This window comes from Streptomyces sp. NPDC007084, assembly GCF_040703595.1.
In the GTDB taxonomy this organism is placed as follows: Bacteria; Actinomycetota; Actinomycetes; order Streptomycetales; family Streptomycetaceae; genus Streptomyces.
In genome coordinates, this window is the sequence record NZ_JBEYFY010000019.1 from 70380 (window position 1) to 82719 (window position 12340).

Annotated in this window: 14 protein-coding genes and 1 riboswitch; of the genes, 5 read left to right on the top strand and 9 right to left on the bottom strand. The window is 71.3% G+C overall.

Annotated elements, in window-relative coordinates; genetic code table 11:
* Positions 1-74: 74 nt before the first annotated feature.
* The 6 genes from AB0912_RS18005 to AB0912_RS18030 form a co-directional block, all read right to left on the bottom strand.
* The gene (locus tag AB0912_RS18005; protein ID WP_366700692.1) at positions 75-1022 is read right to left on the bottom strand and encodes an ABC transporter permease; all 948 of its coding nucleotides are present in this window, start codon (positions 1020-1022) and stop codon (positions 75-77) included.
* Complete coding sequence (locus AB0912_RS18010) at positions 1019-1978, bottom strand: ABC transporter permease (protein WP_366700694.1); 960 nt, start codon at positions 1976-1978, stop codon at positions 1019-1021. Before AB0912_RS18010 ends, AB0912_RS18005 begins: the two co-directional genes overlap by 4 nt.
* Before the next feature lie 8 nt (positions 1979-1986).
* Positions 1987-3609, bottom strand: a complete 1623-nt coding sequence (locus AB0912_RS18015; RefSeq protein WP_366700696.1) for an ABC transporter substrate-binding protein — start codon at positions 3607-3609, stop codon at positions 1987-1989.
* A gap of 318 nt (positions 3610-3927) precedes the next feature.
* Positions 3928-4047, bottom strand: coding sequence for a putative leader peptide (locus AB0912_RS18020; RefSeq protein WP_366700698.1), 120 nt, complete (start codon positions 4045-4047; stop codon positions 3928-3930).
* A 32-nt stretch (positions 4048-4079) separates the two neighbouring features.
* A riboswitch (SAM riboswitch) is annotated at positions 4080-4188 on the bottom strand.
* A gap of 230 nt (positions 4189-4418) precedes the next feature.
* Entirely contained in the window at positions 4419-4838 is a 420-nt protein-coding gene (locus tag AB0912_RS18025) for a MerR family transcriptional regulator (RefSeq protein ID WP_366700814.1), read from the bottom strand.
* A gap of 115 nt (positions 4839-4953) precedes the next feature.
* Positions 4954-5988, bottom strand: a complete 1035-nt coding sequence (locus tag AB0912_RS18030; protein ID WP_366700700.1) for an NADP-dependent oxidoreductase — start codon at positions 5986-5988, stop codon at positions 4954-4956.
* Positions 5989-6555: 567 nt separating this feature from the next.
* Between AB0912_RS18030 and AB0912_RS18035 the strand changes: the two genes are divergently transcribed.
* Positions 6556-6834, top strand: coding sequence for a hypothetical protein (locus AB0912_RS18035; protein ID WP_366700702.1), 279 nt, complete (start codon positions 6556-6558; stop codon positions 6832-6834).
* 80 nt (positions 6835-6914) lie between these two features.
* Here AB0912_RS18035 and AB0912_RS18040 read toward each other — a convergent pair whose 3' ends face one another.
* Together AB0912_RS18040 and AB0912_RS18045 are read right to left on the bottom strand one after the other, a co-directional pair.
* Positions 6915-7184, bottom strand: a complete 270-nt coding sequence (locus tag AB0912_RS18040) for a DUF4190 domain-containing protein (protein ID WP_366700704.1) — start codon at positions 7182-7184, stop codon at positions 6915-6917.
* Complete coding sequence (locus AB0912_RS18045; protein ID WP_366700706.1) at positions 7181-7369, bottom strand: hypothetical protein; 189 nt, start codon at positions 7367-7369, stop codon at positions 7181-7183. Before AB0912_RS18045 ends, AB0912_RS18040 begins: the two co-directional genes overlap by 4 nt.
* 346 nt (positions 7370-7715) lie before the next feature.
* Between AB0912_RS18045 and AB0912_RS18050 the strand changes: the two genes are divergently transcribed.
* Positions 7716-8585, top strand: coding sequence for a SigB/SigF/SigG family RNA polymerase sigma factor (locus AB0912_RS18050; RefSeq protein WP_366700708.1), 870 nt, complete (start codon positions 7716-7718; stop codon positions 8583-8585).
* A 260-nt stretch (positions 8586-8845) separates the two neighbouring features.
* Here the strand turns inward: AB0912_RS18050 and AB0912_RS18055 are convergent, their stop codons facing one another.
* Positions 8846-9520, bottom strand: a complete 675-nt coding sequence (locus tag AB0912_RS18055; RefSeq protein WP_366700710.1) for a DNA polymerase ligase N-terminal domain-containing protein — start codon at positions 9518-9520, stop codon at positions 8846-8848.
* A 362-nt stretch (positions 9521-9882) separates the two neighbouring features.
* Between AB0912_RS18055 and AB0912_RS18060 the strand changes: the two genes are divergently transcribed.
* From AB0912_RS18060 to AB0912_RS18070, 3 genes are all read left to right on the top strand, one after another.
* The gene (locus AB0912_RS18060) at positions 9883-10710 is read left to right on the top strand and encodes a SigB/SigF/SigG family RNA polymerase sigma factor (RefSeq protein WP_366700816.1); all 828 of its coding nucleotides are present in this window, start codon (positions 9883-9885) and stop codon (positions 10708-10710) included.
* A 147-nt stretch (positions 10711-10857) separates the two neighbouring features.
* Positions 10858-11292 (top strand): hypothetical protein, encoded by a 435-nt coding sequence (locus tag AB0912_RS18065; protein ID WP_366700712.1) that lies wholly within the window; start codon positions 10858-10860, stop codon positions 11290-11292.
* 308 nt (positions 11293-11600) lie between these two features.
* The gene (locus AB0912_RS18070) at positions 11601-12221 is read left to right on the top strand and encodes an endonuclease (protein WP_366700818.1); all 621 of its coding nucleotides are present in this window, start codon (positions 11601-11603) and stop codon (positions 12219-12221) included.
* Positions 12222-12340: the final 119 nt, after the last annotated feature.

Consider the following 12340-nt stretch of genomic DNA (forward strand, 5'->3'; position numbering starts at 1 on the left):
CCGTCTTGTCGGGGGGCGTGTTCGTCACGGGGTGCTCATCTCGGCTCGGTCGGTCGGTGCTGTCCGGGGAGGGTTCATCGCTGCCGGGACCATTCGCCGTCGAGCGCCCGCGCGATGCGGTTGGTCGCCAGACCCGTTGCCGCGATCGCGAGACCGGGCAGCGCGGTCAGCCACCAGGCGTTCGCCATGTAGTTGCGGCCGTCGGCGATCAGCGTGCCCCACTCCGGGGCGGGCGGCGGCGCCCCGTAGCCGAGGAAGCTCAGCGACGACACGGCAAGGATCGCGGCACCGAAGTCGAGCGTGGCCAGCACGATCACCGGCCCGACCGCGTTGGGCAGGACGTGCCGGCCCAGCACCGTGTACCAGCGGGCACCGCACGAGCGCGACGCCTCCACGAAGACCGCCTGCCGTACCCGCAGCACCTCGGCCCGGGTCACCCGGGCGAACCCGGCCACACTGGCGATCCCCACCGCGACGGCGACCTTCACCGTCCCGTACCCGAGGGCCGTGACCAGCGCGAGGGACAGGAACAGCGAGGGGATCGACAGCAGGACGTCGACCACACGCATCAGCACGTCCTCGACCCAGCGGCCCACGAACCCGGCGACCAGGCCGATCAGCCCGCCCACGACGAACGCGACACCCACCGCGAGCAGCGTCGCCTTCAACGAGAGCTGGGCGCCGTGCACGACCCGGGAGAACACGTCACGCCCCAGCTCGTCGGTGCCGAACCAGTGCGCGCCGTCCGGGGCACGGAAGTTCTCCGACGGCACCCCGTGCAGCGGGTCCCGCGAGGTGAACAGGTCCGGCCAGAAGGCGGCGAGCACGATCAGGACGACGACCAGCGCCGAGGCCACCAGGCCGGGCCGACGCAGCAGGAACCGCACCAGCCGCCGCCGTCCGGCACCGGACCCCGGCTTCTCCGGCACCGGGCCGCCACCGGGGTCGGCGCCCGGTTCGACCGCACGGGCGAGGCCGGTCGCCGCGCCCGCTGCCACGTCCTCGGCAAGGGTCTGACTCATGCCGGACTCACCTTCCTGCCCGAATGGACCACGATCCGCGGGTCCAGCACCGGATAGACCAGATCCACGATCAGGTTGGCGGACACGAAGATCAGCGCGCCGAACACCACCACCCCCTGGACCAGCGGAATGTCCTGGGCCGTGACGGCGGCGGCGGTCACCCGGCCCAGCCCGTCCCGCGAGAACACCGTCTCGACGACCACCGAACCGGCGACGAGCTGCCCGGCCAGCAGCCCGACCACCGTCAGGGCGGGCAGCGAGGCGTTGCGCAGCGCGTGCCGCAGATGGATCCGCGCCCGGCCCGCCCCCTTGGCCCGGGCGGTCTCCACATAGGCCTGGTCCAGCGCGGTGAGCAGACTCTTGGCGAGCACCTGGGCGACCAGGGCGCCGGTCGGGATCGCCAGGGTCACCGCGGGCAGCACCAGCCCGCGCAGCCCGTCGTTGCCGAACGCGGGGAACACCTTCACCCGGAAGGAGAAGACCTCCACCAGCAGCAGCCCGACCCAGAACGTCGGGACGGACACGCCCAGCGGCGGCAGCGACAGCAGAAGCTGCCGCAGCCACCGGCTGGCCGTGTACGTCGCGAGCAGGGCCACACCACCGCCGAGCACCACGGCCAACAGCAGTGCCGCGCCGGTCAGTTGCAGCGTCTGCGGAAGCGCGTCGGCCACCGACGAGGTGACCGGGCGGCCCGAGGACACCGAGTCCCCGAAGTCCCCGCGCACCGCACGCCCGAGATGCTCCGCGTACTGGAGCAGCACGGGCTTGTCGAAGCCGTACTGGTGGCGGAGCGCGGCCAGCTGCGCCGGATCGACCTGCCCGGAGTCCGCCCCGGCACCGGCCATCGCCGACACCGGATCACCGGGCAGATAGTCCAGCACCAGGAACGACACCGTATAGGCCGCCCACAGCACGCCGAGCGCCTGAGCAACGCGCTTGATCACATAGCGACGCATGGCGGCCGCTAACCGATCCACGTGTCGTGCAACTGGATCCGGCTGGAGGCGTCGAAGTCGAGGTTGTGCACCTTCTTCGCCACGCCGAGCTGGGTCTCCAGCTCCACCACCGGTATCACGTACGCCTTGCGGACAAGCAACTCCTGTGCCTTCTTGACCAGTTCGCCGCGCTTGCCCGGATCGGCCGTCGCCGCCTGCCGGTTCAGCGCGGTGTCCAGCGGACTGGCGGGCAGGTGGTAGAAGTTGGCGAGCCGCGTGGAGTACGAGCTGCGCAGGATGTCCGGGTCGGCCCGGGTGATGTTGCCCCACACCGCGTCGAAGTCGCCGGACTGGAGCGTCGGGGCGAACTGGGTGATCTGGAGCTGCTTGAGGACCACGTCCACACCGACCGCCTTCAGCTGCTGCTGGATCAGCTCCAGCGCAGGCTGGTTGGTGGCCGCGTTGGCGAACCACTTGACGGTCAGGCGCAGCTTCTTGCCGTCCTTCGACCGGACGCCGTCACCGCCGGCCTTCCATCCGGCCTCGTCCAGCAGGGACTTGGCCTTCGCCGCGTCGAAGGCCAAGTCCGCTCCGAGGTCCGCGTAGTCCGGCGTCGTGTGCGCCAGCACGCTCGTGGCCGGCTCGGTGCCCGTCGGGAAGACGGCGTCCACGATCTGCTTCCGGTCGATGGCGGACTGGAGGGCCTGCCTGACCTTCTCGTCCTTGAACACCGGACGGGCGTTGTTCAGGCCGAGGTTGAACACGACACCCGGGTTGGCGCGCCGCTGGAGGTTCACCGCACCGCCCTTGAGCGCGGTCTCGTCGGCCTTGCCGACACTGCCCACCGCGTCGACCTGGCCGGACTGCAGACTCCCGCTGCGCACACCGGCCTCGGGCACGATCTTGAACACCAGCTTGTCCAGATACGCCTCGCCCTTCTTGGTCCACAGCGAGGAACCCCAGGCGTACTTGGCGCGCTTGGCCAGCGTCACCGAGCGGTTCTGCACATAACCGGCCAGCTTGAACGGGCCGGAGCCGACCACGCCCTTGCTGCACTTCTCCTGCGGGCTCAGCTTCACACTCGCCGCCGACTCGATGCCCAGCGAGTGGGTCGAAGTGGCTTGCAGGAACTGCGCGTTGGGCTCCTTGAACGTCACCCGGACAGTGCTCGGATCGACCACCTTCGTGCTCTGCACCCCGCTCAGGTAGCCCTGGGCGAGCGTGGCCAGGGCCCCGAGCTTCGGCACCGCGTCGAAGTTGTCCTTCACCACCTGGGCGGTCAGCGGTGAGCCGTCGCTGAAGGTGACCCCCGACCGCAGATGGAAGGTGAACGTCCGGGTGTCCGAGCTGATGTCCCAGCTCTTGGCCAGCCACGGCACGATCTTGCCGGTCTTGGGATCCTGGTCGGTCAGGGAGTCCACGACCTGGCGCAGCGAGTAGATGCTGTCGTTGCTGCCCACCTGCTGCGGGTCAACGCAGCCGGCGTCGGAACCCACCGCGAAGGTCAGAGTGCCGCCGGACCTGGCCTGGGCGTCGGTGTTGTTCGAACCGGTGCCGTCGCTCGACGAGCAGCCGCTCAACAGGATGCCGCAGGTCACGACAGCGGCGGCTGCCGCCCATCGGGCCGATCGGGAATCCGGATGCGATGTCACGGAAGGGGTTCTCCTACTCCAGAGTCGCCGCGCCTGTCCGGTGCGGACATGGCGAAGCGGGGCGGTGCGGCCGTGGACGGGCGGCACCGTTCGGGCGAGAAAGTCGGAACGGACGGGACGCTCAGGCGCGAGCCCCGGACAGGGAAGCCGGGCGTGAGCGATGCGCGAGGGCTGCGTCGACGACGGCGTACGACGTGCCCACCGAGGACCCGGCAACGCCGGGGAGAGCAGGGGTGGTTGACGGCTATCCGCGGGAACGGGCCGACGGAGTGCGTCGACCGGTGACCGGCGGGGTGCGCCGACCGGTGGGGCGTCCGGTCAGCGGCGACACAGACAGCTGGCGGAACGCTCCAGGTCGATGTGGCGGCGGCGCGAGAAACCGGAGAACATCGCCGCGGCCGCGATCGAGGCGCTCAGATCGCCGCTGATGTTCCGCACGCCTGGCCTCCCCATCTCGTCCCCCGTCAGGGGGTTCGCGCTTGCGGGGCTGTCACCCCGCCGGGCTTTCACCTGGAGCACCCCACCGCGGTGGAGGGTTGCCGGTCAGCGAGCCAGGGCTTGACGCTGACACTCAATGCCAGTCGCGATCGTACGAATCGATTCTCCGATCCGTCAATGACGAGATCGGGGACGAGACCGGGGCGAGTGGCGTCGGGCCAGTGGCCGCACCGCGCCGAGCTGCGGGATTTCATCTCCGCGCAACAACCGGGCCCGTTCGAGGGGATCTTGACGGCCCGCACAAGACTCACGCCGTCACGCCGTCACGCCGTCACGCCGTCACGCCGTCACGCCGTCACGCCGTCACGCCGTCATGACGTCCGGGACTCCGCCCCGGTACGGCCGACGCCCCCGTACGGTCCGTCGGCCGTTCGGCCCGTCTGGGCCGCCAGGCGGGTGCGCAGCCGGGTCAGACGGTCGATTTCGGCGTCGAGGGCGTCCAGCCGCCGGTCCACCACGCCCGCGCCGGGACCGTCCGTACGGCCGGAACACCGCCGGCGCGGGTCCTCGACGATCAGCGGGATGCGGTCGGCCAGGCCGCACAAGTCCTCCACCGTCAGACCGAGGGCGAGCAGGTCCCGGATCACCCGCACCCGGGCGATCTCGTCGGGACCGTACTCGCGCTGCCCGGACGCGGTGCGCCGTGGCGGCGGCAGCAACCCACGCTCCTCGTAGAACCGCAGTGCCCGTGGTGTCGTGCCGGCCGCCGCCGCCGCGTCCCCGATCCGCATCCGCTCCTCCACCCGTCGCCGTGCCGACATCCTTCGTGCCGACATCCGTCCTGTCGAGGACGTCGGCATCCGTCCCGTCGAGGACGCGGAAGGCACGGACATCGCGGCGCCGGTGTTACGGCAGGTCGACGACGACCGTTCCGAGGTGCCGCCCCTCGAACAGTTCCTGCAACGCTTGGGGAGCGCGATCGATGCCCGTGATCCGTGCGGTGGGGAAGACGATGTCCCCAGAGCGCAGCCACTCCCCGAAGCGTTTGGTCCACTCCTCCGCCGCGTCGCCGAGATCGGCGCTGCTGAATCCGCGCAGGCTGAGGCCGAGCGTGATGATCCGGAACGTGTCGATCTCCGCCGGCGAGGTGCTGCCGTCGCGGCCCCGCTCCGGCGACAGCTGCCCGGAGAGCGCGCCCACGAGCGCGAAGCGCGCGCCACGGCGCGCGGCGCCGACCGCGGCGGTGAGCTGCTCGCCGCCGACGGTGTCGAGGAGCACGTCGATGCCCTCCGGTACCGCGTCGGCGAGCTGTTCGGCGAGCGGCGCCGTCCCCGGCACGATCACGGCGTCGTAGCCCAGTTCGGCCGTGAGCCGGTCGGCCTTGCGCGCCGACCGGGTGGTGCCGACGACGCGCGTCGCGCCCAGCAGCCGGGCCACCTGTCCCGCCAGGCTTCCGACCGCGCCCGCGGCCCCCGTCACGAGGACCGTGTCGCCGGGGCGTACGGCGGCGAGCCGGGTGAGCGCGGCGTACGCGGCCGCCCCGGAGGAGAGGAACGCGACGGGGTCGGGCAGTACGTCGCCCAGGGGCAGGCAGTCGGTCTCGTTCACGAGGGCGTGCTCACGCCAGCCGAGCAGATGGGTCACGGTGTCGCCGGGGCGCAGCCGGCTGTCCGGACCCACCGCGACGACATCCCCCACAGCGGGGCCGAACAGGGCGTCGCCGAGCCGCACGGGCGGCAACGGCACCGCTTCGGCCTGCCCTCCGATGAGGGTGCGCAGCCCCGGGAAGACGAGGAAGTGCCGGTTGCGGACGACGACTTGGCCCTCCCGCGGCGCCGGGAGCGGCGTCTCGACCACGGCGAGATGCTCGGGTCCGGGCAGTCCGTCGGGCTCGGTGACGAGGTGGATCTGGCGGGTAGTGAGCGGTGGCTGAAGGGTCATGACGCGACTCCGGGGCTCGGGCGAGGAAAAGGGCACGAACCGGTGCGTCGTCTTGCGGCCGGGCCTCCCGGCCGACCCACCGGCCGGGGCACGCTAAACCCTGACGTGCGGGTCAGAGGCAAGTCGTACGGGTCAGAGACGAGTCGTACGGGTCAGGGGCAACACGTGCGGGTCAGGGGCAAGACGTGCGGGTCGGCGGGAACCTGTGCGGGGCAGTGGCAAGGGGAAGGGCGGGTTGGCCTTTCCGCGTGTGCGGCGTGCGGCGCCGGGTGTGGCTTCTACGGCCGACCCGGTGGCGCGGCCATAGCCGGTCCCGTCCGGTCCGATCCCGTCCATACGGTCCCGTCCCGTCCGATCCGGCCGGCCCCATCCGGTCTGTACGGGCACTTCACCTGATCGGAGCAGTGGCGGTGACGGACCCGGGCGGCAGGTGTTTGCGGCCCCGCTCGGCGGGCCCCCGCCCGGCTCCGAGCGGACACGGGAGGAACCCTCGGATCGCGGCGTGGGCGCGCCCCGGCGATTCTGGTCCGACTCGCGTTGTCAGTGGCGGCTGGGAAGGTGGAGGGCATGGACAAGGACGACGAACAGCTCCTGCGCGGCCGGGTCTACGGCGCGGACCACGACGACCCCCGTCAGGGCCCGCAGCGCGGTCGGGACTATGCCGAACTGGTCGGCGGGCCGCTGGACGGTCTGCTGCTCGACATCACCGGGCGGACACCGGAGGAGATATCCGTCGGTGTCGCTCTGGAGACGGAGCTGGGGCAGTTCGGGCCCGGTGCGCGGGCCCTGTACGACCCGCGCCCCGGGGACCCGATGTTCTTCGACTGGGCCGGGGACGCCCCCTGAGGGACTGCCCTCTCAAGGCAGGCCCGCGGACTCCGTGCGCGTGACGGGCACTGACGCCGGCCGTCGGGCCGGTGGCCGGCTCAGATGTGCCAGGTGACGCTGTGGTCGGCCGCCGTGACGACGGCGAGCACCACGAGGTCGGCGACCCCGAGCAGAATGCCGAGATAGGCGCGGTGGCGGTGCAGTGTGCCCCGGTGCAGGGCGATCAACCCGAGGACGACGGCCATCGGCCCCAGGACGATGTTGAAGACCAGCAGCCCGACCAGGCCGAGGATGAAGGACGCCACGGCGAAGCTGTACGGGTCGCGCCGGGAGGCCGTCCGCGTCGTCTCCTGGGTCGACTGGCTCATCGGGCCTCCCCGCGGCGGTAACCGGTCGTCTTCCGCGGTGTGCCCACCCGGTGCCTGCGCAGCGAGTAGAAGAGCAGCCAGCACCCGATGGCCACGGCGGCCACCAGTGTGACGGGCAGCGGGAGGTGCGCTGCGGCGCCCACCACAACGCCGAGGAGGAGCAATGCGGCGACGAGGAAGAGCATGTGTCTCCTTCTGAGTTCGCGTTCTGGTTCGCGTTCTGACTTCGCGTTCCGGGTTCGCGGGACGTCCCGGACGAGTACGGACGAGTGTTCGCCGGAGCCCCGGGTGCCCCGGCCGCCCACCGGGAAACGCGCACCCCTCGCCACCGGCCGGTCACACTGGATTATGTCCGCCGAATAGGTGTTTACCGGCCGGTAAGGAGGGAAATCGGACTGTAGTGCTTCGGACAGTGAGGCACGTCCGTGGGAGCGCTTGGCTCCGCAGTGACGGGTGTGTCCCGAGAGTGCTGTGTCGTGGTCTCCCATGGTGGTCTGTCCAGTCAGCAACCGTTGAGGGAGCTGTCAGCACATGCGCACCACGAGCACCCACATCACGAGTACGAGCGCGACGACTTCGCACATCCCGGCTACGCGCGCCACGAGCGCCCACACCGCGAACGCGCCGAAGCGCCATCCGCACCATGACGCCCCGGACACCGACGCCGCGTTCGAACGGCTCGCGGAGCTGGGCGACGGCCCGGAACGTCGGGCGCTGCGGGACGAGATCGTCAAGGCCTGGATGCCCATGGCGGAGCGCATCGCCGGCCGGTACCGCGGAAGGGGCGAGGCGCTGGAGGATCTGACGCAGGTGGCCGCCCTGGGTCTGGTCAAGGCCGTCGACCGTTACAGCCCCGGCCGTGGACACGCCTTCGAGAGCTACGCGGTGCCCACCATCGCCGGGGAGATCAAGCGCCACTTCCGTGACCACATGTGGGTCCTGCACGTGCCGCGCCGCGTCCAGGAGGCGCGTAACCGGGTGCGTACGGCCATCAAGGAGCTGACCTCGGTGAACGCGGGCCGGCAGCCCACGGTCGCCGAGATAGCCGCGTACGCCCGGCTGACCGAGGAGGAGGTCCGTAACGGCCTGGAGGCGCTGGACAGCTACGCGGCCCTCTCGCTGGACGCCGAACTCAACGACGGCGACGACGGATACTCGCTGGCCGACGGGCTGGGGGAGACCGACGCCGGATTCGACCTCGTGGTCGACCGGGAGGCGGTGCGGCCGGCCATGCGACGGCTTCCCGAGCGCGAGCAGACCATCCTCTACCTGCGCTTCTTCCGCGGGATGACCCAAAGCTGCATAGCGGAGGAACTCGGTGTCTCGCAGATGCACGTCTCGCGGCTGATCAGCAGCTCCTGCGCCGCGCTGCGGGAGCAGGTGATGTCGGACGCGGCGTGAACCCCGATCGCCGAAGTGGCCGGCCGCCCGCCAGGATTGCCGATCGGGCGGCCGGTGGTGGGCTCACTGCCGAACCCTCCCGGGAACGATTGGCCAGCCAACCCACCTCACTCCGGTCTACCGGGCTGAGCCATGTCCAAACCAGACCTGGGCACCGAGATACCGCCGGTGCGGGGGTTACGAGACGGGGCGATGAGGGAAGCGCGACTCCCCATGGAGATCCGTTGCGGGACATTGTGGCGGGATCTGGTCGCGGGACATCAGGAATCCGTGCCCTCCGCCACCTGGCGCAGCGTGCGTCCGGTGCGAGCCGAATGGGCGCGGTACGGGTCCGGCGTGCCGTGCCCGGCGTCTGCGTGGCCGTCCTTCGCCTTCACCAGCAGCCACGCCTCCTCCCCGCTGTTCCCGCCGTCCTCGCGACTGCGGAACCTGGTCAGGGCGTACTCACCCCGCAGTTTCGAGCCGTTGAGCCAGAAGGTGGCGTGCCCGCGTTCGAGGGATTCGCCGAACGGTACGGGCCTGCCGCGCCGGTCGTGGCTGCGCGGCTGGTAGGTGCCGTGGTCCCAGACGATGACCGTGCCGCCGCCGTACTCGCCCCGGGCGATCACGCCCTCGAAGTTTTCGTATTCCAGCGGATGGTCTTCCGTGGGCACGGCGAGCCGTTTGTCCCTCGGGTCCCAGGACGGGCCCTTCGGAATGGCCCAGGACTTCAGTACGTTCCCGACCTGAAGCCGGAAGTCGAAGTGCATACGGCGGGCGTCGTGGATCTGCACGACGAAGTGCGGTTTCCCGCCAGTACCTTCGGTACCGCCGGCGCCGCTGCCGCCCGCGCCGCCGCCCTCACCGCCGTCCTCGGCGCCGCCCCGGGGTTCCCCGGTGCGGGCGAAGTCGCGTTTGCCGCGGTAGCGGTCCAAGGGTTCCTGGTCGTCAGCCATCCAGCGCTCCTTTCCCGGCGGTCCGGGGTTTCTCCGGCCGTCGGCAGAGGCCGAGAGGCCCACGGATCGCGCACGCGGCTGTCACGGAATGGAGTATGGCCCGCGTTCGATTGCGAACGCGATGTTTGCGGGTGGAAGCGAGGGGCACTCGAACGTTCGTGCTTCGGACTGGAGGCGCACGCCAAGTGGGGACTCCCCGGCGGCCGCGGTTCCGTCCGTGGGCCCGGTCAGCTCTCCGCTTGGCACCCCAGACCTTCCGTTCGGGGCGCGCCCGGAGACCATCCCGGGCGCGGCCTGAGACTCCCGTTCAGGAGCGAACCCGCGTGCCTACCCACACGACCACAGGCCGTCCGCACCCCCACATCGTCTCCGCCTCGCCCTCCGTGTCCGCGCGCCGTACCCATGATGATTCCCCCGAGGCCGGCGCGCTCTTCGAGCGGCTGGCCGGCCTGGACGACGGTCCGGAGCGGGACGCCGTGCGCGACGAGCTGGTGGCCCTCTGGCTGCCCATGGCCCACCGCATCGCCGGCCGCTTCCGCGACCGGGGCGAGGCCATGGAGGATCTGCGCCAGGTCGCGGCGCTCGGCCTGGTGAAGGCGGTCGACCGGTTCGACCCGGCCCGTGGCGCCTTCGAGAGCTACGCGGTGCCCACCATCACCGGCGAGGTCAAGCGGCACTTCCGGGACCGGATGTGGGCCCTGCGCGTACCGCGCCGGGTCCAGGACCTGCGTAACCGAGTGCGCCTCGCGCGCCGCGACCTGCTGGAGCGCCCCGGCACCCGCGAACCCACCCCGGCGGACATCGCCGCCCACACCGGCCTCACCGAAGAGGAGGTCGCCGCGGGCCTCGAAGCGCTGGAGAGCTTCAGCACCCTCTCGCTGGACGCCGAACTGGCCGCCGGCGACGACGGCTACAGCCTCGGCGACACCCTGGGGGAGTCCGACTCCTCGTACGACGTCATCGTGGACCGCGAGGCGGCCAAGAACGAACTGCGCCGGCTGCCCGAGCGGGAGCGGGCCATTTTGTACATGCGCTTCTTCGAGGACATGACACAGAGCGGCATAGCCGACCGGCTGGGCATCTCGCAGATGCACGTCTCCCGGCTCATCAACCGCAGTTGCGCACAGGTGCGCGACGAAGCGCTGGGCCGGTGTTCCCGGGGCCGGCCCGGCTCGCGCCGCCGCCCGTAGCGCGGAGGAGTGCGGGGCACGGGCGGGGACCTCGTAGCGCGTGTCCCGGCCTTCGGTCGGGAGGCGAGGCCCGACCGGTGGTCGACAGGTCAGGCCCGGCCGCTGGTCGAGAGGTGAGGATCGCGTCGATCGGGACACCATGGATCCATGAACGAATACGACGCCGGCTCCATCCCGGCGCACCAGCGCCCCAGCGGGGTGTCGGACGCCACGGTCGAGGCCCTCGGGGCCCTGTCGAAGGCGCTGGAGACGACCGAACGGGCCCGCGGCCACCTCTACGAGTTCCATCAGCTCACCGGCAGCGCGGACTTCGAACTCGACCGTGCGGTGCGGCTGCTCCGGGAGGCGGGCCACACCGGCTGGGCCGACCGCGTCGAGCGCGAGATCGTGGGGCGCAATGTCATCCCGGGCCACTGGACGTTCCAGATCGTCGAGGCGTACAACGCGACCTACTACGAGCCGTTCAAGGACGTAGAGGCCGAGGCCCGCGGGAAGCTGGCCGACGGTGTGGACCACTTGTTCGAAGCAGAGCTCAAGGAAAAGCGCCGGACCGGCGGCCACCCGGACCACACGGCTTCCTGAACAGTTCCATTCTCGGGGCAGAGCCGGTTTGGCGGGGCCGGAGAGGGCTACGCGACCTCTGCGGACCGCGTCAACGACCTCACCCGCGACGCCGAGGGAGGTGTGCCGTGCCGGAACAGGCGACGAGCACGAAGACCGAGACCGGGACCGACCGCAGGACCCGAACCGGCGGCAAGAGTCAGGCCGACCGCAGGACTCGGGCCGACGGCACGACTGGGCCCGGCGGGAAATCCAGAACGGGGAAGAAGCCCGACACGAAGCCGGGCGGCAAGGCCGGCGAGCGGACGGCCGGTGCGACGGACCGGGCACTGGTGAGCGCCCTGCTCGAACGCCAGCGGCGCACCTACGCGGCGGAAGCGGGCATCCGGCTGCGTGACACCCCGGCGCCGCTGTACCAGACCCTCGTCCTCGCTCTCCTGCTCAGCGCCCGCATCCGGGGCGATATCGCGGTGGCGTCCGCGAAGGCGCTGTTCGACGCCGGGCTGCGTGACGCGCGCTCCATGGCGAAGGCGTCGTGGCAGCGGCGGGTCGACGCGCTCGGCGAGGGTGGCTACCGGCGCTACGACGAGCGGACCGCGACGCAGCTCGGCGACGGGGCCGGGCTGCTGCTGGAGCGCTACGGCGGCGATCTGCGCCGGCTGCGCGAGGAAGCGGACCCGAAGAAGGCACTCCAGGACATCCCCGGGATCGGGCCGACCGGGGCGGACATCTTCCTGCGGGCGGTGCAGGGCGTGTGGCCCGAGTTCGCGCCGTACGTCGACGGCAAGGCCCAGGACGGAGCGCGCAGGCTCGGACTGCCGGTCACGCCCCGGCGACTGGGCGGGCTCGTCAGCGCCCGTGACATGCCCCGGCTCGCGGACGGCCTCGTGCACGCGGCCCTTGACAAGGGGTGGGCCGACGAGGTGCGGGCGGCGGCGGAGGCGAGTTGAGCGGCCCCTCGGGGGAGGGAAGGCCGGAGGTGTTCCCCTCAACTCCCCTCCCTGGGAAGCTTCTTGTGGGTGAGGACGCGTGAGGCGGCGGGGCTCCGGGCACCGGCCTGAACCGCTAC

Bases quoted from the DNA above. Each gene is read 5' to 3' on its own strand.
- AB0912_RS18005 (WP_366700692.1), bottom strand. From the start codon at position 1,022: ATGAGTCAGACCCTTGCCGAGGACGTGGCAGCGGGCGCGGCGACCGGC.
- AB0912_RS18010 (WP_366700694.1), bottom strand. From the start codon at position 1,978: ATGCGTCGCTATGTGATCAAGCGCGTTGCTCAGGCGCTCGGCGTGCTG.
- AB0912_RS18025 (WP_366700814.1), bottom strand. From the start codon at position 4,838: ATGCGGATCGGGGACGCGGCGGCGGCGGCCGGCACGACACCACGGGCA.
- AB0912_RS18030 (WP_366700700.1), bottom strand. From the start codon at position 5,988: ATGACCCTTCAGCCACCGCTCACTACCCGCCAGATCCACCTCGTCACC.
- AB0912_RS18035 (WP_366700702.1), top strand. From the start codon at position 6,556: ATGGACAAGGACGACGAACAGCTCCTGCGCGGCCGGGTCTACGGCGCG.
- AB0912_RS18040 (WP_366700704.1), bottom strand. From the start codon at position 7,184: ATGAGCCAGTCGACCCAGGAGACGACGCGGACGGCCTCCCGGCGCGAC.
- AB0912_RS18045 (WP_366700706.1), bottom strand. From the start codon at position 7,369: ATGCTCTTCCTCGTCGCCGCATTGCTCCTCCTCGGCGTTGTGGTGGGC.
- AB0912_RS18050 (WP_366700708.1), top strand. From the start codon at position 7,716: ATGCGCACCACGAGCACCCACATCACGAGTACGAGCGCGACGACTTCG.
- AB0912_RS18055 (WP_366700710.1), bottom strand. From the start codon at position 9,520: ATGGCTGACGACCAGGAACCCTTGGACCGCTACCGCGGCAAACGCGAC.
- AB0912_RS18065 (WP_366700712.1), top strand. From the start codon at position 10,858: ATGAACGAATACGACGCCGGCTCCATCCCGGCGCACCAGCGCCCCAGC.